The following is a 23,493-nucleotide window of genomic DNA, read 5'->3' on the forward strand; positions in this document are numbered from 1 at the left end:
GCATTCGAGAAAGAAACGCCTCCGGATGCCTGAAAAGGACCAATCTGGCATTGTTCGGAGGATTTAGCCGACGGTTTTGGATGGTGGGCGCGACAGGGATCGAACCTGTGACCCCTTCCATGTCAAGGAAGTGCTCTCCCGCTGAGCTACGCGCCCTAAGAACCGGTCGTTACGGGTGTGGGGTCTATAACGGGTCAAACCCGGACAAGCAAGGATGCAGAAGGGCCAATCCTTGCCTGATTTGCAGGAAAATCCAAGAAACTCGGCAAGAAAGCCGGCTGCCCTCAGGCGGCCAGCATCTTGTTCACTTCGCTGACCAATTCGCGCAGGTGGACCGGCTTGGACAGCACCTTGGCGTTTTTCGGCGCTTCCGAGTCGGAATTCAGCGCCACGGCGGCGAAACCGGTGATGAACATGATCTTGATGTCGGGGTCGAGTTCGCTGGCGCGGCGCGCCAGTTCGATCCCGTCCATCTCCGGCATCACGATGTCCGTTAGAAGCATTTCAAAGGGTTCCTCGCGGAGTCTCTGATAGGCTGACATCCCGTTATCGTGGTGCGACACCTGAAAACCGGCGTTTTCCAACGCCTTCACCAGGAAGCGGCGCATGTCGTTGTCGTCTTCTGCGAGAAGGATTTTGTGCATGGCGGTTGGATGTCGAACCCGAATGAGAGGACCTGTTCGCCCACTAAGCCCGAGGTCTGGTAAATTTCGGGTGAAGGTGATCAGCGCAGACTGTGCATAAGCGTCTCAAGATGGTGCGCCAGAACGCCGTGAAACACAACAAATGAGCGCGTTTCTCGCGGTCGCAGCGCCTGCGGAAGTTTTTAACTTGGCAGACTTGTTTCGGTTATCGACAATGCAGCCTCACAAAGCGCCGGTTTTCTGCCAGACTGGGCACACCGAAGAACGCGGCTGCAGGGACGATGCGCGACGATGACCCAGTTTGACGGTGAGCTGTCGCCTCCCTTCGAGATCGTCGAGCCCGCCAACTGGCGCGCCCCGATCATTTTCAATTCCCCGCATTCCGGCTCGGTCTATCCAGCGGAATTCCTCAGTGCGTCCCGCATCGACGTGACGGCACTGCGCCGCTCGGAAGATTCGTTCATGGACGAATTGATCGCGGGATTAAGTGATCGCGGCTTCCCGGTGGTCCGGGTGCACTTCCCGCGCTCCTATGTGGACGTCAACCGCGAGCCCTATGAGCTCGATCCACGGATGTTCAACGGCCGGCTGCCCAGTTTTGCCAATACCCGCTCGATGCGGGTCGCGGGCGGCCTCGGCACGATTCCCCGGGTGGTCGGCGACGGCCAGGAGATTTACCGCGAGCGGCTCGACGTCGATGACGCCCTCACCCGGATCGAGGCGCTGTACAAGCCCTACCACCGCGCCCTGCGCCGCCTGATCAACAAGGCGCACCAGACATTCGGCACGGTGATCCTGGTGGATTGCCACTCGATGCCCTCGATCGGAATTTCCCGTGAGGAGCCGCGCCGCCCGGACGTGGTCGTCGGTGACCGCTATGGCACCAGCTGCGCCACTATCCTGGCCGAGGTGGTCGAACACACATTCGGCGGCCTCGGCTATTCCCTGGGCCGTAACAAGCCCTATGCCGGCGGCTTCATTACCGAGCATTACGGCAACCCGGCCAGCGGGCTGCACGCCATCCAGATCGAGCTGAACCGGGCGATCTATATGGACGAACGCCGCCGCGAGAGGACGGCGCGCTTCGACCAAATTGCTGCCGATTTTACCGTTCTGGCCGACGCGCTGGCAAAGATTCCGCTGGACAGCCTCGGCCCGTTCCAGGCCGCCGCCGAATAGGCCGGGGCCAAACATCTCGCCGGGGTTCGAACCGTCACTCAATCAGATGTGGTATTTGGAACCGTGACCGCCGGATCATAAAAGGTGCTTATTTCCTGCGACAAATTGTCAATTTTCGCTGGATTTAGAGATGGGGCAGAGTTTTACCATCGGGATTCATGCAACCTTAGGTTCTTCCCACCAGCGTGGTTCCGCGGATTGGAACCGCACAACAATGGGCAGGAGAGAACATGAAGAACGTGATCAAGAAATTCTGGTCGGACGAATCGGGAGCGACTGCAATCGAATACGGGCTGATCGCGGCCGGCATCTCGCTGGCCATTATCGCAGTCGTCAACGGACTCGGCACCAACCTCAATGGCAAGTTCAGCGAAATCAACGGATCACTGAAGTAGCCCCTGCGACGTGGACACCGGCTTGAGGTTCTCAGCCGAATAAGTCTTGCTTGATGACTGACGTCGCAATGGGCCCGAGGCTGTCGGGGTGCCAGGCGACGAACAGGCCAAGCGACATAAAGACAATCGCCGGCAGCCACGTCGGCACGCCGTGATGCAAAACTCCTCCGAAAAGAAAAAAGGACCGCTTGCGATAGCAAGCGGTCCAAGTCTAGGGAGGAAACGCCCAAGGAGGGCAGCGATAGCGCAAGCGCTACCGCACCGCAACAATATGCAGCCGCGGCGCACCAAGTGCAAGAGTTTTCGGGCAAATTTCTATGCAAATTTCGCATGGTGATCGCACCGTTCAGGCATGGGCGTCATAATTTCTATAAGCAAAATCAATACGATATAGAAACGACAGTAGCTTTGACCTATTTAAGATATGATTACTTATTCATTTCATTGGCCAATTTCTGATGCCGGACATCAGAAATCTTAGAGAAATCGCAATCCGATTCAGCGCTGTGGCCTAGGGAAATCGCAGAGAGATTTCGATCACCGCAGATGCGAGTCGTTGCCCTGCGCTGTATAGGAAGCGACACGTCCCCATCCAGCTGCCGCAACAAAGGACCTCTCCGTGACGGTCATCGACTTCAACGCCTTCATTGGTCGTCTTGCGACCTCCTCGGGCGAGACCATCCTGCCGTTCTTTCGCACCTCGCTGAGTATCGACAACAAGAACAGCACGGATTTCGACCCGGTCACGGAAGCCGACCGAGCTGCCGAAGCGGTGATGCGCCGGCTGATCAAGGCCAACTTCCCCCAGCACGGCATTGTTGGCGAGGAATTCGGTACCGAACGCGAAGACGCCGAATATGTCTGGGTGCTCGACCCTATCGACGGCACCAAATCCTTCATCTCCGGCTTCCCGATCTGGGGCACGCTGATCGCGCTGCTGCATCGGGGCACACCGGTCTATGGCATGATGCACCAGCCCTATATCGGCGAGCGCTTCAGCGGCGACAGCGGTTCGGCGCGCTACCAGGGCGCCAACAACACCACCCGCAAGCTTGCCGTGCGCCGTTGCGCATCGCTGAAAGACGCGACTTTGTTCACGACCAGCCCGCGGCTAATGAACGACGCCGATCGCGCGAAATTTCACGACGTCGAAAAAGGTGTGCGGCTGACGCGCTACGGCGGCGATTGCTATTCCTATTGCATGCTCGCCGCTGGCCATCTCGATCTCGTCATCGAAACCGAGCTGAAACCCTACGATATCGCAGCCCTGATCCCGATCATCACCGGCGCTGGCGGTGTCGTGACGACATGGGAGGGCAAACCCGCGCAGAACGGTGGCCGCATCGTCGCCGCCGGCGATCCGCGCGTGCATGAGGCCGCGCTGAAGATCCTCAACGCCTGATCGGGCGCAGCTACGCCCGCGCAGCAGCCCGTAAATGCTCGATCATCTGCTGCGCGGGACGGGATAACGTCTTCAGGCTGCGAAAGCAGATTGCCAGCCTTCGATTGGCCCAGGGATCGCGAATCCGGATCAGCGCCAGCGCCGTCGACCGTGCGCAGCGCCGTGCCGCAACTTCCGGCACAATCGCAATGCCGACCCCCGCCGCCGCCATCTGGCACATCGCATCGAAATCCCGCATCTGCGCCCGGTAGCGCAGTCGCGCGCCCAGCTTCGCTGCGTATTTGCCGATGTGGTTCTGCAGCGCGGTCGCATTGGTGAGACCGATAAAGTCACGGTCGATGATCTCATGGAAATCGATGTGACGGCGGCCGGCGAGATCGCTGCGCGGCGCTGTCACCAGCATCAGCCGGTCCTCGCTGAAGGTGAAACGTTCCAGACTGTCCGGCAGCGTATGTTCGGCCGCGAAGCCGAAATCGGCGATGCCGGCAGCGATTGCCTGTGCAATATCGGCGCTCTCGCGCTCCTCAACCTCGAGGCTGACATTGGGGTGCTCGCGCAGGAAACTCGCCAGCGCCTTCGGCAGATGTTCGGAGAGCCCCACTGTATTGGCCAGCATCGACACGCTGGCCTTCATGCCATTGGCATAGGCCGCCATGTCACCGCGCATGGTCTCGACATTCTGCATGACGATGCGGGCATGGCCGAGCAGGCTCTCGCCGGCCGCCGTTAGCGTGACACCGCGCCGCCCGCGTTTCAACAGCGGCACGCCGACTGTTGCCTCCAGTCCCTTGATCCTCGCACTCGCCGAGGCCAGCGCCAGATTGGCAGCGGCAGCACCCGCGGTGATACTGCGCGCCTCGGCCACCGCGACGAACAGCCTGAGATCAACAAGGTCGGCATGCATGGCGTTCTCCGCATCAGCCTTCGTTAGAAACGAAGGCAATCTCCGTAACCTCCAGATTGTGCCTGTCCGTCCGATCGGTCAATGTGCCTGCATCATGTTCGATTCCTCACTCATTCTGATCGCCGCAGTCTTCGCTCTTGCGGGCTTCGTCAAAGGGGTCATCGGCCTCGGCCTCCCGACCGTTTCGATGGGCCTTCTCGCCGTCGCCATGCCCCCGGTGCAGGCACTGGCCATCGTCATCGCCCCCGCGATCGTCACCAATATCTGGCAGACCTTCGTGGGCGGCTATCTGCGCGACATCATCCGCCGACTGTGGCCGCTGATGCTCGGCACCGCTTTCGGTATCTGGAGCAGCGGCGGGCTGATGACCGGCCCCTATGCGCGCTACGGCACCATCGTGCTCGGCATCCTGCTGGTGATTTATGGTGCCATCAGCCTCGTGAAATTCCAGCTAAGCGTCGCAAAACAGAACGAAGGGTGGGTCGGCGGCGTCGTCGGCCTTATCACCGGTGTCGTCGCTGCCGCCACCGGCGTGCAGGTGATCCCGTCGATGCCCTTCATGCAGTCGATCGGCATGGAAAAGGACGAGCTGATCCAGGCACTCGGTGTCTATTTCACCGTCTGTACTCTCGCACAGGCCTTCAACCTCTCCAGCGCCGGTCTGCTGAATGCCTCCATAGCGCTGTCGGGCCTCGTTGCCATGGTGATGGCCTTTGCCGGCATGTTCATCGGCCAGATGGTGCGTATGCGGATGCATCCCGACCAATTCCGCCGCTGGTTCCTGATCGCGATGATGCTGCTCGGCGTCTATCTGGCCGGCGTCGAGACGTGGGAAATTCTGAAGTAATTAACGCGTCTCCAGCATCGCCACGCGGATGCCGAGATAGATGAAGACGCCGCCGAGGGCGCGGTTGATCCATACCATTGCCTGACTGGATCGCCGGACGCGGGTGGCGGCTTTGGCAGCGACAATGGCCGTGCCGAGTCCCCAGATCGTGCCCGTGCTGATGAAGATCAGCCCAAGTACGATGAAAGCCAACGCCTTGCTGGGCGCATCCACGTCGACGAATTGCGGCAGGAAGGCGAGAAAGAACAGCGCGACCTTCGGGTTCAGCGCGTTCGTGAAGGCGCCCTGCCAGAACACCTGCCGAAGCGACAGCAGCGGCTTTTCCGCGGCGTCGTTCGTCGCAACTGTCGATGCCCGTGCCCGCAGCATCTGTACGCCCGTATAGAGCAGATAGGCTGCGCCGATCCATTTCACTGCGGTGAAAGCATAGGACGAGGCCGCCAGCAGCGCCGACAATCCGACCGCCGCGGCGAACACATGGACCAGACATCCCGCACTGATCCCCAGCGCCGCCGCCACGCCGCCGCGCCAGCCCATCTGCACGCTACGGCCGACGATGTAAGCCGTGTCCGGTCCCGGCGTAATGTTGAGCAGGATGCCGGAGAGGATGAAGAGCCAGAGGCCGTGGATACCGAGCATGAGTGGCTTTCGTTACTTGAATAGCGGCGTACCAGGCACAAAGGCATCGAACGCCGCCCAGAATTGCTGCCGGTAGCGATCCTGTTCCTGCAGGATCTCGTGACGGGAGCCGGCGATTACCAGATGCGAGCCGGCACGCAGGTGATAGGCGAATTCCTCGATGGCCGGCGTCGACACCACCTGGTCGTTGCTGGCCGCCAGCATCAGGATCGGCTGACGGATCTTCACGGGATAGCTGGCCTCGCGAAAGCCATGCATCCCACGGATCGCCGTATCGGCCCAGGCCACCGTCGGCGAGCCGATGCCGAGCGTCGGGTCCTCTTCGAGGATCGCCGCGTTGCGCGCATAGCGCACCGGATCGCTGGTCAGTTTGTTGTTGGGGAATGACGAGGTCCCGACCAGTTCGCCATTGCCGCCGGGAATGTAGTTGCCGCCCTGCCCGGTCCAGCGCATGACGCGCAGCAGCAGGCGGGCCAGCAGCGAGGTCGAGCGGCCCGGCAGATCGATCATCGGCGCCGACAGCACCATGCGATCGAACCAGCGCTTGCCGGAATGCGCGACGCGCAGCATCACCGCGCCGCCCATCGAATGCGCCAGCGCGAAGTAAGGCGGCGGGCAATCCGGCATCACCACCTGCTGCACGAAAGTTTCGACGTCGATCTCGAAATCCGAGAAGCTGCGCACATAGCCCTTGCGGCCATCGCGCAACTGCCGCGATGAATGGCCCTGCCCGCGCCAGTCGATCATGGCCACGGCAAAGCCGCGGTCGCGCAGGTCGCGCACGGTCTCGAAATACTTTTCGATATATTCGCCGCGCCCGCCGAAGACGCAGACCGTGCCCTTGCGCCCGCCCGTCGGCGCCCAGCGCGCAAAACGCAGCTCGACCCCGTCCGGGGTCTTGATGGTGCCGGACACGGCGCCCTCGGGAACAGGATTGGCGGGAATCGAGACGAGTGTCATGGCGGGGGACCGGCTAGGCGAAAAACGCGGGATTTCAAGGGCTGGAGACAGGTCTGCGCGAATCTTTAGGCCCCCCTTGCGAGCCGCCAGACCCCTCCCATATCAGTTTCGTGCAGGCCTCTCTAGGCTGCATCACACGAAAGCCCGGCCCTATGGCGGGCGGGTTATTGCAACAGTCGCTCAATGGAGGACTATCCTATGCGTAGCTACGATCTCACCCCGTTTTATCGTTCCACCGTCGGCTTTGACCGCCTGTTCAATTTGCTCGATCAGAGCACAGGTGACGCAGCGCCGGGCTATCCGCCCTACAATATCGAGCGCACCGGCGAGAACGAATACCGTATCAGCGTTGCCGTTTCAGGCTTTGCGCAGAACGAGCTCTCCATCGTCGCGAAGGAAAACACGCTGACGATCAAGGGCGAGAAGGCTGCCAACGAGAATGGCAGCAAGGCCGAAGTGCTCTATCGCGGCATCGCCGCCCGTGCCTTCGAACGCGCCTTCCAGCTTGCCGACTTCGTACAGGTGAAGAACGCCTCGCTCGAGAACGGCCTGCTTCATGTGGACCTCGTCCGCGAGATCCCGGAAGCCAAGAAACCGCGCAGCATTCCGATTTCCACCAGCGCCGTGAGCGCGCCGCAGGTGGTCGACGGCTCGGCCGAGAAAGTCGCCGCGTAACCGCGACTTTGTGAAGCAAAGTAAGTGTAGCTGTAAATGAAACGCCCCGGAGCAATCCGGGGCGTTTTGTTATTGTGCGCAGCGCTGCACTAACTATTCCATGCCCTGGACGGGCGGAGGAGTGTCCGCAGGCTTACTAGACTCTGTAGGCTTTGCTTCCGTCGCGGGAGGCGGAACCGTCGGTGCTGCGGCCTCCGGCTTCGAGGCAGTAGAGGTCGACGGAGCAGCACCCGTCGTCTCCGGCGGTTTCGTCTCAGCCGGCTTCTGCTCAGTCACAGCCGATTGCTGCACAGGCGCCGCAGCCGGCGGCGTTTCAGGTGGTTTGACTGCGACCGGCTTGGTCTCGGCCGGAGTGACAGGCTTGGCCGGTGCCGCAACCGCGCGCACCGGTGGCCGCTTCGGCAGCGGCACTGTCGTTGCACGGCTTGCGACTTTCGGTGCGGGCGTTGCCGTCCCGGCTGTAAACGGCGGGCGGCGATATTGCGGCAGCGTCGGCACCGCGCCTTGCGGGCCGTAGCGCGTGTCGATTTCCTCGCTCATCCGGTCGCCCATGCGGTAGGCGGGAATGAAGCGCAGGATCCGCCCGCTACGCGCATCGATCACCAACCGGCCGTCCTCGCCGTTGAGATCGATCGCCGAGACCGTGTAGATGAGGCCGCGTTGCTGCGGCATGCCGAGGGCAGAGAAGCCGGCCTCGCGCAGGATCGAATAGACCTCCCGCAGCGGCAGCACAGCCAGATCATAGCCCCGGCGCAAAACGCCGTAGGGGCGCGGCTCCGCATATTCCACGGGCGGCATGGCCGCATAGGGACCGCCGACATCCGATACCTGCGCCACAGCGGCAACGTCGCCGCGCATCGGCGGCAGCGCCTGCGCCTGTGCAGCGCCACTCGCCAGCAACAGACCGGCCGAGGCCAGACATCCCACAAGTACCTTCATTGCATGCTCCTTCGACGCCCCCGCGCCCGGAGTGTGTTCAGCTCCCTGAACCTCTCGCTCTCATCCGTCCCGCTGCAGCAACCACCGCTGCCACGGGCGTTAACGGACAGTGCTCAACCTCACCGCTGAATCCGGCAGCCCTTGGGCCAGCCTTTGGCCGGAACGCGGCACCTCCGGGCTGAATGTGTCTTCGAGACATGGACAATTTGGCATGCGTTGTTGCTATGCGACGACGGACTCAAGCGCGCTTGTGTGCTAGATAAAAATTTGGCAAAGTCCTGGTTAGGACAGCATCACTGTCGCAATTTTTGGTGGCAAATCCGGCACAGGGTTTGCAACATAAGCAGGCGTCGGGACTAAAAAACACGCCTGCTGAGACGAAATGCCTTTAAGGCAAGACATGGGGTGGCCGCCGGGGACGATGGGCACCACCAGTCTGAATTCTGAAAACGAGGCTCGCAAGGCGCGCGAGCGGTAGCCCGAACGGGTTCCGCGAGCGTCAAAGGTGCGCCGACAAGGGTGGCAGAACCCCGACGGGGGTTGAGAGGACGAAGATGAGCGGATCAGAGCACGAGCGCCAATTGATCGAAACCGGCACGCATTCGGCGGCCCCGGCTATCAAATCGGCTAACGTGAAAGATACCGCCATCAAACCGGAACTCCATACCTACCGTCCGCCGGCGCTGGGCCTCTATGACCCGTCGCAGGAAAAGGATGCCTGCGGCGTCGGCTTCATTGCCAACATCAAGGGCCGCAAGTCGCATCAGATCGTGTCTGACGCGATCAGCATCCTCTGCAACCTCGAGCACCGTGGCGCCACGGGCGCAGATCCGCGCTTTGGCGACGGCGCTGGTATTCTGGTGCAGATCCCGCACAAATTCTTCGTCCGCAAGACGGCGGAACTCGGCTTCAGCCTGCCGGAGCCTGGCAAATACGCCATCGGCGCGCTGTTCATGCCGCGTGATACCGCGTGGCGGAAAGTCATTCAGGGCATCATCGGCGACCAGATCAAGGCTGAAGGCCTGAAGCTGCTCGGCTGGCGCGACGTCCCGACCGACAACGCCTCGCTCGGCGAGAGCGTGAAGCCGACCGAGCCTGCCAACATGCAGGTCTTCATCGGCATCGGCAAAGCCAAGATCGCCGACGAGGACGAATTCGAACGCCGTCTCTACATTCTCCGCAAGTCGATCTCGCAGGCGATCTATCAGCGCCGCGAGCGCGGCCTCGCCGGCTATTACCCCTGCTCGATGTCGTGCCGCACGATCATCTACAAGGGCATGTTCCTCGCCGACCAGCTCGGCAGCTACTATGCCGATCTGCACGAAGAGGATTTCGAAAGCGCGCTGGCGCTGGTGCATCAGCGCTTCTCGACCAACACCTTCCCGACCTGGTCGCTCGCGCATCCGTACCGCATGGTCGCGCATAACGGCGAAATCAACACGCTGCGCGGCAACGTCAACTGGATGGCGGCGCGTCAGGCGTCCATCGAGTCCGAACTCTATGGCAAGGACATCAGCCGTCTGTGGCCGATCTCCTATGAAGGCCAGTCGGACACCGCCTGCTTCGACAACGCGCTCGAATTCCTGGTGCAGGGTGGCTACTCGCTGCCCCACGCCGTGATGATGATGATTCCGGAAGCCTGGGCCGGCAATCCCTTGATGGATGAGCAGCGCCGCGCCTTCTACGAATATCACGCCGCGATGATGGAGCCGTGGGACGGTCCTGCTGCGCTCGCCTTCACTGACGGTCGCCAGATCGGTGCGACGCTGGACCGTAACGGTCTGCGCCCCGCGCGTTATCTCGTCACCAAGGACGACCGCATCGTGATGGCGTCCGAAATGGGCGTGCTGGCGATTCCGGAAGAAGACATCATCACCAAGTGGCGCCTGCAGCCCGGCAAGATGCTGCTGGTGGACCTCGTCCAGGCCGCCTGATCCCTGACGACGAGATCAAGGCGACGCTCGCCGCAAGCCATCCCTATAGCGAGTGGCTCGAACATACACAGATCGTTCTGGAAGAACTCCCGGACGCGGCGGCCCAGGGCCAGCGCTCCAACCTGCCGCTGCTCGATCGCCAGCAGGCCTTCGGCTACACCCAGGAAGACGTCACCATCCTGCTGACGCCGATGGCGTCGCAGGGCGAGGAAGCGTCGGGCTCCATGGGCACCGACACACCGATCTCGGCGCTGTCGAGCAAGCCGAAGCCGCTGTTCACCTACTTCAAGCAGAACTTCGCGCAGGTCACCAACCCGCCGATCGATCCGATCCGCGAAGAGCTCGTCATGAGCCTCGTCTCGATCATCGGACCGCGGCCGAACCTGTTCGACCTGCAGGGCGTCGCCACCACCAAGCGTCTTGAAGTGCGCCAGCCGATCCTGACCGACCAGGATCTCGAAAAGATCCGCTCGATCACCGACGTTGCCGAGTCGCACTTTGTCTCGCGCACCCTCGACACCACCTTCCATGCCGGTTTCGGCGCGGCGGGCATGGAGCAGGTGCTGGATGAACTGTGCGCCCGCGCCGAAGCTGCGGTGCGCGAAGGCGTCAACATCATCATCCTGTCCGATCGCATGGCCGGCTCGGATCGCATTCCGATCCCGTCGCTGCTGGCCTGCGCCTCGGTGCATCACCATCTGATCCGCACCGGCCTGCGCACCTCGGTGGGTCTGGTCGTCGAATCCGGCGAACCGCGCGAAGTGCATCACTTCGCCTGCCTCGCCGGCTATGGCGCCGAAGCGATCAACCCGTATCTGGCCTTCGAATCCATCATCGCGATGAAAGACAAGCTGCCGGTGCAGCTCGACGACTACGAAATCGTCAAGCGCTTCATCAAGTCGATCGGCAAGGGCCTGCTCAAGGTCATGTCGAAGATGGGCATCTCGACCTACCAGTCCTATTGCGGCGCGCAGATCTTCGACGCCGTCGGCCTGCGTCAGGAATTCGTAACGAAGTACTTCACGGGCACCCACACCAAGATCGAAGGCGTCGGCCTCGCCGAAATCGCCGAGGAGACCGTGCGTCGCCACAACGAGGCGTTCGGCGAGATCGAGATCTACAAGAACGCGCTCGATGTTGGCGGTGAATACGCCTATCGCAGCCGTGGTGAAGACCATGCCTGGAACGCGGAGTCGGTATCGCTGCTGCAGCATGCCGTGCGCGGCAACTCGCAGGAGCGTTATCGCGCCTTCGCCAAGATCCTCAACGAACAGTCGGAGCGTCTGCTGACGCTGCGCGGCCTGTTCAAGATCAAGACGGCCGAAGACGAGAAGCGCAAGCCTGTGCCGCTCGAGGAAGTCGAATCCGCCGCGGACATCGTCAAGCGCTTCGCCACCGGCGCCATGTCCTACGGCTCGATCTCGCGCGAGGCGCATACGACGCTGGCCATTGCCATGAACCGGATCGGCGGCAAGTCGAACACCGGCGAAGGCGGCGAGGAGTCGGATCGCTACAAGCCGATGCCGAATGGCGACAGCATGCGTTCGGCGATCAAGCAGGTCGCGTCGGGACGGTTTGGCGTCACCACGGAATATCTCGTCAATTCCGACATGATGCAGATCAAGATGGCGCAGGGCGCTAAGCCCGGCGAAGGCGGTCAGCTGCCCGGCCACAAGGTCGACGCGACGATTGCTGCCGTGCGTCACTCGACCCCGGGCGTCGGCCTCATTTCGCCGCCGCCGCATCACGACATCTATTCGATCGAAGACATCGCGCAGCTGATCTACGACCTCAAGAACGTCAATCCGACGGGCCAGGTCTCGGTCAAGCTGGTGTCGGAAATCGGCGTCGGTACAGTCGCCGCGGGCGTCGCCAAGGCGCGCGCGGATCATGTGACCATCGCCGGCTTCGAAGGCGGCACCGGCGCATCGCCGCTGACCTCGATCAAGCATGCGGGTTCGCCGTGGGAAATCGGTCTTGCCGAAACCCACCAGACCCTCGTGCGTGAACGGCTGCGTAGCCGCATCATCGTCCAGGTTGACGGCGGCTTCCGCACCGGCCGCGACGTCGTCATCGGCGCGCTCCTCGGCGCCGACGAATTCGGCTTCGCCACCGCGCCCTTGATTGCTGCCGGCTGCATCATGATGCGCAAGTGCCATCTCAACACCTGCCCGGTTGGCGTCGCCACCCAGGATCCGGTGCTGCGCAAGCGCTTCACCGGCCAGCCCGAGCACGTCATCAACTACTTCTTCTTCGTCGCCGAGGAAGTCCGCGAGATCATGGCCCAGCTCGGCTATCGCAACTTCGACGAGATGGTCGGCCAGGTGCAGATGCTCGACCAGTCGGCCCTCGTGTCGCACTGGAAGGCCAAGGGTCTCGACTTCTCCAAGCTGTTCGTGCGTCAGCCCGAACTGCCCGGCCAGAAGATCTACCACACCGAGGATCAGGACCATCACCTGGAAGCCGTGCTCGATCGCGAGTTGATCAAGCAGGCGCAGCCCGCGCTCGATCGCGGCGCGCCGGTGAAGATCGACACCAAGATCAACAGCACCAACCGTTCAGCCGGCGCCATGCTGGCGGGCTCGGTAGCCAAGATCTACGGCCATGCCGGCCTGCCCGACGACACCATCAAGGTGTCGCTGAAGGGCACCGCCGGTCAGGCTTTCGGCGCCTGGCTGTGCAAGGGCATCACCTTCGATCTCGAAGGCGAAGGCAACGACTATGTCGGCAAGGGCCTCTCGGGCGGCAAGATCATCGTGCGCCCGCCGGCTCACTCCGCCATCGTTCCGGAAGAGTCGATCATCGTTGGCAACACCGTGATGTACGGCGCTATTGAAGGCGAATGCTACTTCCGCGGCGTCGCCGGCGAGCGTTTCGCCGTGCGTAACTCGGGCGCTGTGGCCGTCGTCGAAGGCGCCGGCGATCATTGCTGCGAATACATGACCGGCGGCATCGTCGTGGTGCTGGGCAAGACCGGCCGTAACTTCGCAGCCGGCATGTCCGGCGGCGTGGCTTATGTGCTCGACGAAACCGGCGACTTCCCGAAGCTGTGCAACATGGCGATGGTCGAACTCGAACCAGTCCTCTCGGAAGAGATGATCGCCGAGAACACCTATCACCACTCCGGCGATCTCGAAGCCCATGGCAAGGTTGACGTGTTCGCCAATCTGCTCGACTCCGATATCGAGCGCCTGCATGTGCTGATCACGCGTCACGCGAAATATGCCGGCTCGGCCAAGGCTGCGATGATCCTCGCGGACTGGAAAACCTGGCTGCCGAAATTCCGCAAGGTGATGCCGGTCGAGTACCGCCGCGCGCTGCGCGAGTTGAAAGCAAAAAGCGCCGAGGCCGAGCCGCAGATCGCGATCGGCGCGTAAGACACGGACTGAACCGCCGCCCTCATCAGGCGGCGGGACTGAGATCGAAACAAGCAAATCATCCTTCGAGGCGCGCCAATGCGTAACGCTCGGGATGACGGTGGGACAGACTGCAGAGGCGTCAGTTGTAATGGGCAAGATCACGGGTTTTCTGGAAATCGATCGTCACGACCGCAAGTACGCGCCGGTTACCGAGCGCCTGAAGGGCTATAACGAGTTCGTCATTCCGCTCAGCGAGAAAGACACCCGCGATCAGGCCGCGCGCTGCATGAATTGCGGCATTCCCTATTGCCACGGCACCGGCTCGGTTCAGCCCGGCACGCCCGGCTGCCCGGTCAACAACCAGATCCCGGACTGGAACGACCTCGTCTATACCGGCAACTGGGAAGAAGCCTCGCGCAACCTGCACTCGACCAACAACTTCCCGGAATTCACCGGCCGCATCTGCCCGGCGCCGTGCGAAGCGTCCTGCACGCTGAACATCGATGACAACCCGGTCACCATCAAGACCATCGAATGCGCCATCGTCGACAAGGCATGGGACAATGGCTGGCTGAAGCCGCAGGTCTCCGCCGTGAAGACCAGCCGCAAGGTCGCCGTGATCGGTGCCGGCCCGGCCGGCCTGGCCTGCGCGCAGCAGCTCGCGCGCGCCGGACACGACGTCCATGTCTATGAGAAGTTCGCCAAGGCCGGCGGCTTGATGCGTTACGGCATTCCCGACTTCAAGATGGAAAAGCACATCATTGATCGCCGCGTCGCGCAGATGGAAGGCGAAGGTGTCACCTTCCATTACGGCAAGGCTGTTGGCGGTACGTCGCCCGGCGCCATCGACCCCGCCGAACTGCTCAAGGAATATGAAGCCATCGCGCTGACCGGCGGCGCCGAGCACGGCCGCGACCTGCCGATCCCCGGCCGCGAATTCGACGGCATCCATTTCGCGATGGACTTCCTGCCCCAGCAAAACCGCCGCGTCGGCAACGAGCCGCTCGGCGACGTCAAGGAGATCCTGGCCGGCGGCAAGCATGTCGTCGTTATTGGCGGCGGCGACACCGGCTCCGACTGCATCGGCACCAGCCTGCGTCAGGGCGCGCTGTCGGTCACCCAGCTTGAAATCATGCCGGCTCCGCCCGAGCAGGAGAACAAGGGCCTGACCTGGCCGAACTGGCCGCTGAAGATGCGGACCTCGTCGAGCCAGGCCGAAGGCGCCAAGCGCGAATTCGCCGTGCTGACCCAGAGTTTCGAAGGTGTGGACGGCAAGGTCACCAAGTTGAACTGCGTGCAGGTCGACGACAAGTTCAAGCCGATCCCCGGCTCGGAATTTTCGTTGCAGGCCGATCTCGTGCTGCTGGCCATGGGCTTCGTCCATCCCGTCCACGAAGGCATGCTGAAGACCCTCGGCGTCGATCTCGACCAGCGCGGCAATGTCCGCGCCGCAACGACGGACTTCGCGACCTCGCTGCCGAAGGTGTTCTCCGCCGGCGACATGCGCCGCGGCCAGTCACTGGTGGTCTGGGCGATCCGCGAAGGTCGTTTGTGCGCGCGTGCGATCGATCAGGCGCTGATGGGGACCACGACGCTGCCGAGGTAATTGATCTCTCAAGATCGAATGATAGGGGCTCCGCACGTAAGTGTTGGAGCCCTTTTTATTTTACCAAGCGCAACAGTAGGATCACAGGATTGGTCGAGATCACGGCTTTCGATGAGCGTCGATAATCGTGTTTCGGTACTCGTCGGGTGAAGCGTTCGTCTTCGTTGCGTCTCTGAAGCGCTGCTTCATCGCAGGCGTCAGTTCGACGCCCTCGACAGCAGCGATTTTCTCATAACAAGCAGCCCCAAGAATAAACTCACCGGCCGCATTCGCTGCCGTGAAAGTCCGGCATCTCGCGATGAACGCCGCCAACTCTGTCGGCCCTGTAAACCGATGCACCTCGCCGGCAAAGTCCGCCATCCGCGCCATGTCACGAGCCCGCTGGTCACGTCTGTAGTTGACGACAAAACGCAGAAACTCTGCATTGAAACGCTCCGGGCATCCCGGCCCCGTATCCGCACGCACCCGTCCCCATCCCAACGTCGTCCGACGTAAAACGCGCCACAGGCAAAGCCCGGTCGGATAATCCAGATGGATCAGCGTGTCCGCCCGCGTCAGCCGCAACACGAGTGTGCCGCTGTAGTTGCCATCCATGATCCAGCGCGGTTCAGCCGCCAACGCCTCGACTGTCGTGCGCCAGACGTCGCTATCCGGCATGCGCCAACCAGGCTGCCAATAATGACGGTCGAGATGGATCACCGGCAGGCCCGTGATGTCAGACAGCGCACGAGCCGCCGTACTCTTTCCCGCGCCTGGACAGCCAACAATCAAGATGCGCTTCAAAGCAAGAACTCCGCGGAGCAGCAATGCCCTTTCCCCGCTCTTGCATAACGCAGCGAGTACGCAGCTTGAGGGAGCAAGGGACCTTCGCCATTCTTACTCATGGCGGCTATGACTTTAACGATATATTCCGATATTGACACAATTCCTACAGCGGCTTATATTCTCCATCACCCTGTCCAACGAGGGGCGCTTCTCGAGGGCGTCTTTGGAGGTGGGACAGGGTGCGGCGCCCGCGGACGTGCCTCGCAAGCACGGACTCGGGAGGTCCTAGGTAGCCGTCCGGGCCCACTACGGGGCTCTGCCGCTTGCGGCTGGACGGGTGCGGGTGAAGGCTGGCGAAAGCCGGCCGGATGACGGGCACGATGCCCGTACCCAGTACCCGGAAGCACGGCCCCGGGAACAGAAAAGCCGCGATGGAGCGCCGAAAGGCGTGCGCCCACCGAGGGTCGCTGTCGCAGGCAGCCGACGGGACGCGCCACTGACTACAAAGTTGCGCCTTTCGGCGCTTCATCCCCCTCACATCAAAGGGGGGGACCACCGAAAGGCCAACTTGCGCGGCGGCGCGGGGCAGACGGCGCGTGCGCGCATCATCCGGAGCATGACGTCATCCAGAACAGTACAAAGACTCGCACAGCGCGACCGGGCGCGCGGCGCATCTCTGGGTGGGTAGTCAGCAACCTCCGGACACGCTAAGCGAATGTCATCCCGCCGGTTCGTCCTTCCAAACGTGTTGTCCCTTCCCGCATGAAATTCCTGCTTATTCCGCTCGGCCTGGTGGCGCTTGTCACACAGGCGCATGCCAGCGATGCCCGCTTCATGGCTGCCCTCGGTAAGCTCGATCCAAAGACCCGGCTGGAACAGGTCTGCGATTTCGAAGCGATGCGCCGGATCAGCAAGGGCGGCCCGCGCGTCGAGCGCGCCAAATCCGACGCGCTGGTGCCGCCGCAGCATCTCGGCAACACGCTGATCGCCAAGGGCGGCGCCTATCGCGCGGGCGGCAAATGGATGCAGGTCGCCTTCACCTGCAAGGCGACGCCGGACCACAAGACGGTGCTGGATTTCACCTACAAGACGGGAACGGTCATTCCGCCCGCCAAATGGCAGTCTTTGGGGCTCTGGAAGTAATCCAGGCCTCGCCGTTCACCCTGCCGCTAAAAGTTCCGGGATTTGCTTGACGTTAACGCCGCGCGGCGCTTGATGGCGGGATTGAGGCTGCCCGCTTGCGGCCCGAATCCGGTAGTATGTCGAGCGGGAACCCGGGTCTGCGGACCCTGCGATTGCGGTCGAGGCGCATGTCACAGAAGCCCAACTTGCCGAGATGGCGGATCGATCACTGGCGTGCCGAAAAGGGCACGCTGATGGTGCTCGCCGTGGCCTTGGGCCTGCTGATCGGCATCGTGGCTCCCGCATCGGCGCAGTTCTTCGGTTTCGGCGGTCCGCAGCAACCTCCTCCGCGTCCGCAGCGCAATGTGCCGCAAGGCGGCGGTGGCGGCTTCGGCTGGTTCGGCGGTGGCAATGACAGCCCGTTCTTCGCGCCGTTCCAGCAACAGCAGGCGCCGAAGCGAGCCGCTCCGCGCGAGGACTATTCGCGCGCACCGTCGCCGGAAAAGCGCGATGCCCCGGCCGAACGCAACGTGCTGGTGCTCGGCGACAGTATGGCCGACTGGCTCGCTTATGGTCTCGAGGACGCCTATGCCGAACAGCCCGACATGGGCGTGATCCGCAAGCACAAGACCGTCTCCGGCCTGCTGCGCTATCAGCCGAAGGGCGATCCCGCGGATTGGGCCGCGGCGGCAAAGGGCATTCTCGCCACCGAGAAGCCCGATGCCATTGTCGTCATGCTCGGTCTCAATGACCGTGTCGCGATCCGCGAGCCTGACAAGGCGGCCGAGAAGAAGGGCGCCAAGAAGGACGAGAAGAAGGACAGCGCGGCCGAGGTGAAGCCCGGCGACAAGCCGGCGGAGCCGGAAGCTGACGATGCCGACATCCCCGATCCCGGCGCGATCGTCGCCGAGCGCGGCGCGCGCACCGGCGGCATGGTCGATTTCCGCGACGAGCGCTGGGGCGAGCTTTACTCGAAGAAGATCGAGGAGATGATCAATGTCGTGAAGGCGAAGGGCGTGCCCGTGCTGTGGGTCGGCCTGCCCGCAGTGCGCGGCACCAAGGCGACCGCCGACATGCTCTATCTCGACAATCTCTATCGCGATGCTGCGACCAAGGCCGGCATCACCTATGTCGATATCTGGGACGGCTTCGTCGACGAGGCCGGCCGCTTCCTGCAGCAGGGCCCGGATTTCGAAGGCCAGATCCGCCGGCTGCGCTCGGCCGACGGCGTTTATTTCTCCAAGGCCGGCGCCCGCAAGATGGCGCATTACGTCGAGCGCGAGATCACCCGCCTGCTCTCCGGCCGCTCCGCGCCGATCGCGCTGCCGAGCGAGCCTGCGACGCCGGACCTCAATGCCGTGCCCGGCGCGCCGGCGCCGCGTCCGCTTGCCGGCCCCATCGTGCCATTGGTCGCCTCCTCCGTCGGCACCGATCAACTGCTCGGCGGCCCCGGCGTGAAGCCGGTGAGCGTCGATGCATTGGTGGCGCGCGTGCTGGTGAAGGGCGAGCCGCTCGCTGCGCCCGCCGGCCGCGCCGACGACTTCGCCTGGCCGCGCCGCGAGATCGGCCGCGAACAAGCCAAGGGCGACGTTCCCGTGGCTGCGGCCACACCTGCTACCTCAGGCACGAGCGGCACCGCTGCGGCGACAGGGCCGGATGGAATCGTTCCGGTGATGGCGCCGCCGGCCGCGCCGAAGAAAAAGCCGAAGCCCGTCATCGCCACCGAAGCGCCGTCATCCTTCGGTAGCTTCTTCGGGTTCGACGAGCCGCGCCGCGCGCCCGTCCAGCAGGCGCCCCAGCGCCCCCGCCCTGCCCAGGCACCCGGCCCGCGTCCGCCGGCCAATGTCGGCCCCGCCGCCTCCGCCCCCTCCGGTTTCTTCACGCGCTAGAGCGCGAAAAATTCCGACGCGAAATTTCAGAGTCAAAAAAATCCCTCGGCCTTTGCGGCCTGAGGGATTTTCACTTCTTGCACGTCTTCTCAGATGCGACTGCTGACGCTTCTGCGGCGTCTGTTAGTCAGTCGCGATACGCGATCAGTAGCCGAAACGGTTCGGACGACGGCGCGGTGGACGCGTCATCAGCATCGCCAGCGCAAAGCCGATACCGCCTGCGATCAGTAGCGAGCCGAGCGGATTGTCGCGGACCTTGTCGGTGATCGCCTGCGTTCCGTCGCGATAGACGTCGCTGTCGAGCGCATCCTTGGCATAGCTGGTGGCCGCGTCCGATGCGTCGCGCACGGCATCCTTGGCCTGGCCGTAGAGGTTCTGCACGGTGCCCGTCGCTTCGCGCGCCCGGCCCGAGGCTTCTGTCCGTTCATCGCCCGTGGCTCGGCCGATCACACCTTCAACCTTGCCGGCTGCATCCTTGGCTGCGCCCGCAATACGGTCCTTGTCCATGTCCATTACTCCGTGAGGAAATTCTCGCCGGTGTAATGCCTGAGGCTAGTACTGGTTCCGTCGCGATGCGGGCGCCGTGAATTTAAAGGATCAAACCGCCATCGACAACCAGCGTATGACCGTAAACATAGGATGACAGCGGCGACGCGAGGAACAATGCGGCGCCGGCCATATCGGCGGGCGTGCCGAGACGCTGCAGCGGGATCCTGGCAATCGCACCTTCCAGCCGCTTCGGATTCGCTGTCGTGACCTTTGTCATCTTGGTGTCAACGAGCCCCGGCGCAATACCATTGACGCGAATGCCGTCTTCCGACCACGCCTGCGCCAATGTGCGCGTGAGACCGACCGCACCGGTCTTCGACGCGTTGTAGGACGGGTTGCCTTTGGTCGCATGATAGGCCGCGGTAGAGCTGACGATAATCAATCGCCCTTGGCTTGCCTTGAGCTGTGCATGAAGCTTCGTCGCGCAGCCCATCAGGCTCATCAGGTTGACTTCCATCACCTTGCGGAAGCCATCCATCTCGAATTCGCCGCGGCGATACATCACCGCACCCTGCGCGAGGATCAGCACATCGACCCGATCGAGCTTCGGATCGAACGCCTCGATGGCCGACGCGCTGCTCACATCGAGCTGGCTGTAGCCGAGTCCGTCGAGATCGGAGCCGTCATCGATGGAATAGTCGTTGGCCTTGGCGCGCGTCCCGCACACATGCACGCGCGCACCGCGCGCGCGAAATGCCTGCGCCATGCCGTTGCCGATTCCGCTGGATCCTCCGACGATGAGCACCTGCTGGCCGCTGAAATCGAGTTCGTTCATCCCTGATTGTCCTTCTTGATTTTATCGGCGCATGTTTGACCGCGCCCGCGATCGGTGCAAGCCTTCAATCAAGCCTCATCATGAAGGCGCAAAATTCGGAGGATACCGTGTCGGATTTCAAACAGCTCAGCCGCTCGGTGCGCGGCCTCACAGTCCTCGTCACCGGCGCCGCAAGCGGCATGGGCCGCGCGACCGCACGCGTGTTCGGCGACGAAGGCGCCAATGTCGCCGTCACGGATATTTCGGCAGACGGCATTGCTGCCGTCGTTGACGCGATCACATCTGGCGGCGGAAGCGCTCACGCCTGGACGCTCGATGTCGCCGATCCCGATCGTATCCGCACGGTGGTCAGCGACGTCGCCGCACATTTCGGCAGTCTCGATATCATCGTCAACAATGCCGGCATCTCGGTTTCCACCGCGATTGATCAGGACGGCTATGACGCCGCGTGGGATCGCGCCATCGCCGTGATGCTGACCTCGCACCAGCGCATCATCCGCGCCGCGCTGCCGCACCTGCGCAAATCACCCTCGCCGCGGATCGTCAACATCGCGTCCACCGAAGCGCTCGGCGCCACCGCACTGCACAGTCCCTATTCCGCAGCGAAAGCCGGCGTCACCGGCCTCACGCGCTCGCTCGCGGTGGAGCTTGGCCGCGACGGCATTACGGTGAATTGCATCTGTCCCGGGCCGATCACGACCGGGATCACCGAGCGTATCAGCGACGAACACAAAGTGATCTTCGCCAAACGCCGCACCGTGCTGCGCCGCTACGGCGATCCGGAAGAAGTCGCGCATATGACGCTAAGCCTGTGCCTGCCGGCCGCGTCCTATATCACAGGCGCGGTGATCCCGGTCGACGGCGGCCTGATGGCACGCAATGCCTGACGGCATTCACGCCGGTTGACTTCGCACCTTGCGGGCGTAGCATTTTTCTCAAGCGGCCCGACATGATCGGAAGCCGCAATCGAATGGGTCAACCATTCCACACGGAGGAAATCTGCAATGCCCGTGACGATCCGCAAACTGCATTCCTTGTTCGTCGGCGAAGTGACCGGCGTCGATCTGACCAAGCCGGTCAGCCCCGATGACGCCGTTGCCATCGAGCGCGGCATGGATGACTACGCCGTCCTGATATTCCCGAAGCAGGATATCACCGACGAACAGCAACTCGCTTTCGCACAGAATTTCGGCGAGCGCGAAAATCGAAAAGGCGGTTCCGTCACCAAGAAGGAAGATTACCGGCTGACATCGGGGCTTGCAGATGTGTCCAATCTCGGCAAGGACGGCAAGCCGCTACCGAAAGACAGCCGCGCTCATCTCTTCAATCTGGGCAACTGCCTGTGGCATTCGGACAGTTCCTTCCGGCCTATCCCCGCGAAGTTCTCATTGCTGTCGGCGCGCGTGGTCAATCCGAAAGGCGGCAATACCGAATTTGCCGACATGCGCGCCGCCTATGATGCGCTCGACAGCGGCACCAAGGCCGAGATCGAAGACATGATCTGCGAACATTCGCTGATGACATCGCGCGGTGCGCTCGGTTTTCTCGACTACACTGACGAAGAGAAAGAGATGTTCAAGCCGGTGCTGCAGCGGCTGGTGCGCACGCATCCGGTGCACGGCCGCAAGTCGCTGTATCTGTCGTCGCATGCCGGTGCGATCCAGGGCATGTCGGTGCCCGAAGCCCGCGTGCTGCTGCGCGATCTCAACGAGCACGCCACGCAGCCGCAATTCGTCTATGTCCACAAATGGACACTGCATGATCTCGTGATGTGGGACAATCGCCAGACCATGCATCGTGTCCGCCGCTATGACCAGTCGCAGCCGCGCGACATGCGCCGCGCGACCGTCGCCGGCAATGCACCGACCGTGGCGCAGCAGGCCGCGGAATAGCCTGCCATCAAACGACAGGCGCGCCGCGCGATGCAGCGCGCCTGTGTGCGTTCTAGATCCGCTCGATCTTCGCCTTCTCCAGCACTTCGCTCCAGCGCTTCACGTCGGACGCCAGGAGGTCGGTGACTTCCTTTGGCTCCGAGGCCTTCGCCTGGCTGCCCAGCGACAGCAGGCGTTCCTTCACGCTCTCATCCTTGAGCAGCGTAACCGTTGCGGCGTTCAGCTTCGCCACGACGTCATCGGGAAGGCCGATCGGTCCGACGAGGCTGTACCAGCCCGGCGCGGCATAGCCCGCAAAACCTGCTTCGGCCACGGTCGGAATATCGGGAAAAGACGGGAAGCGTTCAGCCGTGGTGACGGCCAGTGCGCGGAACTTGCCGGCCTTGATCTGCTCGACCATCGAGATCGGCGGATCGACCATGAAGTCGATGCGACCCGCGAGGACTTCGACAACGGCCTGAGCGCCGCCGCGGAACGGAATGTGCTGAAACTTCACGCCGGCCAACTGCCCGATCTGCTCGACGATCAAATGCGGTCCGGAGCCGACGCCGGGCGTGCCGTAAGTGAGCGGCTTGTCCGGCTGTTTCTTGGCAGCCGCGATCAACTCGGCGAGATTCTTGAATGGCGCGTCCGCATTACACGAGAACATGTAGGGCGCTTCGGAGACCTGGCATATGCCTTTGAGGTCATCGACCGGCTTGTAAGGCAGGCTCTTGTAGAAGGCCGACGACGCGCCATAGGTCGCGGTGATCAGCGAGATCGTGTAGCCGTCAGGCGCCGCGCGGGCGAGCTGCGCCCCGGCGAGCGTCGTGCCGGCGCCCGGCTTGGTTTCGACCACCACCGTCTGGCCGAGGATTTTCGACAGACCTTCGGCGAGCACACGCGAGGTTGCATCGGTGCCACCGCCCGGCGCGAAACCGTGCAGCAGGGTGATAGACCGTTCCGGCCACGCCGCCTTGGCCTGAAATGGAAGAAGGCTTGCCGACAATCCGGCCAGCAGCGCGCGCCTGTTCAACAT

The 23,493-nt window shown here is 62.7% G+C and carries 19 protein-coding genes, 1 tRNA gene and 1 pseudogene; 11 read left to right on the forward strand and 10 right to left on the reverse strand.

The annotated features are described in order from the left end of the window. Positions 1-81 precede the first annotated feature (81 nt). A tRNA-Val gene (locus RSO67_RS13785) sits at positions 82-156 on the reverse strand. A 128-nt stretch (positions 157-284) separates the two neighbouring features. Continuing rightward, the gene (cpdR, locus tag RSO67_RS13790) at positions 285-644 is read right to left on the reverse strand and encodes a cell cycle two-component system response regulator CpdR (RefSeq protein WP_015669438.1); all 360 of its coding nucleotides are present in this window, start codon (positions 642-644) and stop codon (positions 285-287) included. Between the two features lie 291 nt (positions 645-935). Between cpdR and RSO67_RS13795 the strand changes: the two genes are divergently transcribed. From RSO67_RS13795 to hisN, 3 genes are all read left to right on the forward strand, one after another. After that, the gene (locus RSO67_RS13795; protein WP_315843907.1) at positions 936-1,823 is read left to right on the forward strand and encodes an N-formylglutamate amidohydrolase; all 888 of its coding nucleotides are present in this window, start codon (positions 936-938) and stop codon (positions 1,821-1,823) included. 230 nt (positions 1,824-2,053) lie between these two features. Then, positions 2,054-2,218: a Flp family type IVb pilin gene (locus RSO67_RS13800; RefSeq protein WP_315843908.1), complete on the forward strand. Its 165-nt coding sequence runs from the start codon at positions 2,054-2,056 to the stop codon at positions 2,216-2,218. A gap of 619 nt (positions 2,219-2,837) precedes the next feature. Then, complete coding sequence (gene hisN, locus RSO67_RS13805; protein ID WP_315843909.1) at positions 2,838-3,620, forward strand: histidinol-phosphatase; 783 nt, start codon at positions 2,838-2,840, stop codon at positions 3,618-3,620. A gap of 10 nt (positions 3,621-3,630) precedes the next feature. Here hisN and RSO67_RS13810 read toward each other — a convergent pair whose 3' ends face one another. Continuing rightward, positions 3,631-4,524 carry a LysR substrate-binding domain-containing protein gene (locus tag RSO67_RS13810; RefSeq protein WP_315843910.1) on the reverse strand — a complete coding sequence of 298 codons (894 nt, stop codon included), beginning with the start codon at positions 4,522-4,524 and terminating at the stop codon, positions 3,631-3,633. 94 nt (positions 4,525-4,618) lie between these two features. Here RSO67_RS13810 and RSO67_RS13815 point away from each other — a divergent pair, with 94 nt between their 5' ends. Beyond that, positions 4,619-5,371: a sulfite exporter TauE/SafE family protein gene (locus RSO67_RS13815; RefSeq protein WP_315843911.1), complete on the forward strand. Its 753-nt coding sequence runs from the start codon at positions 4,619-4,621 to the stop codon at positions 5,369-5,371. Here the strand turns inward: RSO67_RS13815 and RSO67_RS13820 are convergent, their stop codons facing one another. Together RSO67_RS13820 and RSO67_RS13825 are read right to left on the reverse strand one after the other, a co-directional pair. Further along, positions 5,372-6,010 carry a LysE family translocator gene (locus RSO67_RS13820; RefSeq protein WP_315843912.1) on the reverse strand — a complete coding sequence of 213 codons (639 nt, stop codon included), beginning with the start codon at positions 6,008-6,010 and terminating at the stop codon, positions 5,372-5,374. A gap of 12 nt (positions 6,011-6,022) precedes the next feature. Further along, positions 6,023-6,970 carry an alpha/beta hydrolase gene (locus RSO67_RS13825; protein ID WP_315843913.1) on the reverse strand — a complete coding sequence of 316 codons (948 nt, stop codon included), beginning with the start codon at positions 6,968-6,970 and terminating at the stop codon, positions 6,023-6,025. Between the two features lie 198 nt (positions 6,971-7,168). On the opposite strand from RSO67_RS13825, the gene RSO67_RS13830 reads away from it, so the two are divergent. After that, positions 7,169-7,645, forward strand: coding sequence for an Hsp20 family protein (locus RSO67_RS13830; protein WP_068730352.1), 477 nt, complete (start codon positions 7,169-7,171; stop codon positions 7,643-7,645). 93 nt (positions 7,646-7,738) lie between these two features. Here RSO67_RS13830 and RSO67_RS13835 read toward each other — a convergent pair whose 3' ends face one another. Then, positions 7,739-8,584: a hypothetical protein gene (locus RSO67_RS13835; RefSeq protein ID WP_315843914.1), complete on the reverse strand. Its 846-nt coding sequence runs from the start codon at positions 8,582-8,584 to the stop codon at positions 7,739-7,741. Positions 8,585-9,138: 554 nt separating this feature from the next. Between RSO67_RS13835 and gltB the strand changes: the two are divergent. Next, a pseudogene (gene gltB / locus RSO67_RS13840) lies at positions 9,139-13,895 on the forward strand (glutamate synthase large subunit). A gap of 130 nt (positions 13,896-14,025) precedes the next feature. Continuing rightward, a complete protein-coding gene (locus RSO67_RS13845; RefSeq protein ID WP_315843915.1) occupies positions 14,026-15,483 on the forward strand; it encodes a glutamate synthase subunit beta in 1,458 nt (485 codons plus the stop codon). A 99-nt stretch (positions 15,484-15,582) separates the two neighbouring features. Here the strand turns inward: RSO67_RS13845 and RSO67_RS13850 are convergent, their stop codons facing one another. Next, a complete protein-coding gene (locus RSO67_RS13850; protein WP_315843916.1) occupies positions 15,583-16,266 on the reverse strand; it encodes an adenylate kinase in 684 nt (227 codons plus the stop codon). A gap of 744 nt (positions 16,267-17,010) precedes the next feature. On the opposite strand from RSO67_RS13850, the gene RSO67_RS13855 reads away from it, so the two are divergent. Together RSO67_RS13855 and RSO67_RS13860 are read left to right on the forward strand one after the other, a co-directional pair. Next, the gene (locus tag RSO67_RS13855; RefSeq protein WP_093757198.1) at positions 17,011-17,391 is read left to right on the forward strand and encodes a DUF930 domain-containing protein; all 381 of its coding nucleotides are present in this window, start codon (positions 17,011-17,013) and stop codon (positions 17,389-17,391) included. Between the two features lie 167 nt (positions 17,392-17,558). Next, a complete protein-coding gene (locus RSO67_RS13860) occupies positions 17,559-19,259 on the forward strand; it encodes a GDSL-type esterase/lipase family protein (RefSeq protein WP_315843917.1) in 1,701 nt (566 codons plus the stop codon). Positions 19,260-19,403: 144 nt separating this feature from the next. On the opposite strand, the gene RSO67_RS13865 is transcribed toward RSO67_RS13860, so the two are convergent. After that, entirely contained in the window at positions 19,404-19,766 is a 363-nt protein-coding gene (locus RSO67_RS13865) for a CsbD family protein (RefSeq protein WP_089266232.1), read from the reverse strand. Between the two features lie 82 nt (positions 19,767-19,848). Beyond that, the gene (locus RSO67_RS13870; protein ID WP_315843918.1) at positions 19,849-20,583 is read right to left on the reverse strand and encodes an SDR family oxidoreductase; all 735 of its coding nucleotides are present in this window, start codon (positions 20,581-20,583) and stop codon (positions 19,849-19,851) included. Positions 20,584-20,690: 107 nt separating this feature from the next. Between RSO67_RS13870 and RSO67_RS13875 the strand changes: the two genes are divergently transcribed. After that, positions 20,691-21,470 (forward strand): SDR family NAD(P)-dependent oxidoreductase, encoded by a 780-nt coding sequence (locus RSO67_RS13875; RefSeq protein WP_315843919.1) that lies wholly within the window; start codon positions 20,691-20,693, stop codon positions 21,468-21,470. Positions 21,471-21,587: 117 nt separating this feature from the next. Further along, positions 21,588-22,475 carry a TauD/TfdA family dioxygenase gene (locus tag RSO67_RS13880; RefSeq protein ID WP_315843920.1) on the forward strand — a complete coding sequence of 296 codons (888 nt, stop codon included), beginning with the start codon at positions 21,588-21,590 and terminating at the stop codon, positions 22,473-22,475. A gap of 52 nt (positions 22,476-22,527) precedes the next feature. Here the strand turns inward: RSO67_RS13880 and RSO67_RS13885 are convergent, their stop codons facing one another. Further along, positions 22,528-23,493: a tripartite tricarboxylate transporter substrate binding protein gene (locus RSO67_RS13885; RefSeq protein WP_315843921.1), complete on the reverse strand. Its 966-nt coding sequence runs from the start codon at positions 23,491-23,493 to the stop codon at positions 22,528-22,530.

The organism is Tardiphaga sp. 709 (assembly GCF_032401055.1).
Classification (GTDB): domain Bacteria; phylum Pseudomonadota; class Alphaproteobacteria; order Rhizobiales; family Xanthobacteraceae; genus Tardiphaga.

What these genes read in the sequence shown, in the direction of transcription:
- RSO67_RS13860 (WP_315843917.1), top strand. Translation starts at nt 17,559, where the DNA reads ATGTCACAGAAGCCCAACTTGCCGAGATGGCGGATCGATCACTGGCGT.
- RSO67_RS13825 (WP_315843913.1), bottom strand. Translation starts at nt 6,970, where the DNA reads ATGACACTCGTCTCGATTCCCGCCAATCCTGTTCCCGAGGGCGCCGTG.
- cpdR (WP_015669438.1), bottom strand. Translation starts at nt 644, where the DNA reads ATGCACAAAATCCTTCTCGCAGAAGACGACAACGACATGCGCCGCTTC.
- RSO67_RS13835 (WP_315843914.1), bottom strand. Translation starts at nt 8,584, where the DNA reads ATGAAGGTACTTGTGGGATGTCTGGCCTCGGCCGGTCTGTTGCTGGCG.
- RSO67_RS13795 (WP_315843907.1), top strand. Translation starts at nt 936, where the DNA reads ATGACCCAGTTTGACGGTGAGCTGTCGCCTCCCTTCGAGATCGTCGAG.
- RSO67_RS13870 (WP_315843918.1), bottom strand. Translation starts at nt 20,583, where the DNA reads ATGAACGAACTCGATTTCAGCGGCCAGCAGGTGCTCATCGTCGGAGGA.
- RSO67_RS13845 (WP_315843915.1), top strand. Translation starts at nt 14,026, where the DNA reads ATGGGCAAGATCACGGGTTTTCTGGAAATCGATCGTCACGACCGCAAG.
- RSO67_RS13820 (WP_315843912.1), bottom strand. Translation starts at nt 6,010, where the DNA reads ATGCTCGGTATCCACGGCCTCTGGCTCTTCATCCTCTCCGGCATCCTG.
- RSO67_RS13800 (WP_315843908.1), top strand. Translation starts at nt 2,054, where the DNA reads ATGAAGAACGTGATCAAGAAATTCTGGTCGGACGAATCGGGAGCGACT.
- RSO67_RS13855 (WP_093757198.1), top strand. Translation starts at nt 17,011, where the DNA reads ATGAAATTCCTGCTTATTCCGCTCGGCCTGGTGGCGCTTGTCACACAG.
- RSO67_RS13865 (WP_089266232.1), bottom strand. Translation starts at nt 19,766, where the DNA reads ATGGACAAGGACCGTATTGCGGGCGCAGCCAAGGATGCAGCCGGCAAG.
- RSO67_RS13885 (WP_315843921.1), bottom strand. Translation starts at nt 23,493, where the DNA reads ATGTTGAACAGGCGCGCGCTGCTGGCCGGATTGTCGGCAAGCCTTCTT.
- RSO67_RS13815 (WP_315843911.1), top strand. Translation starts at nt 4,619, where the DNA reads ATGTTCGATTCCTCACTCATTCTGATCGCCGCAGTCTTCGCTCTTGCG.
- RSO67_RS13880 (WP_315843920.1), top strand. Translation starts at nt 21,588, where the DNA reads ATGCCCGTGACGATCCGCAAACTGCATTCCTTGTTCGTCGGCGAAGTG.
- RSO67_RS13810 (WP_315843910.1), bottom strand. Translation starts at nt 4,524, where the DNA reads ATGCATGCCGACCTTGTTGATCTCAGGCTGTTCGTCGCGGTGGCCGAG.
- RSO67_RS13830 (WP_068730352.1), top strand. Translation starts at nt 7,169, where the DNA reads ATGCGTAGCTACGATCTCACCCCGTTTTATCGTTCCACCGTCGGCTTT.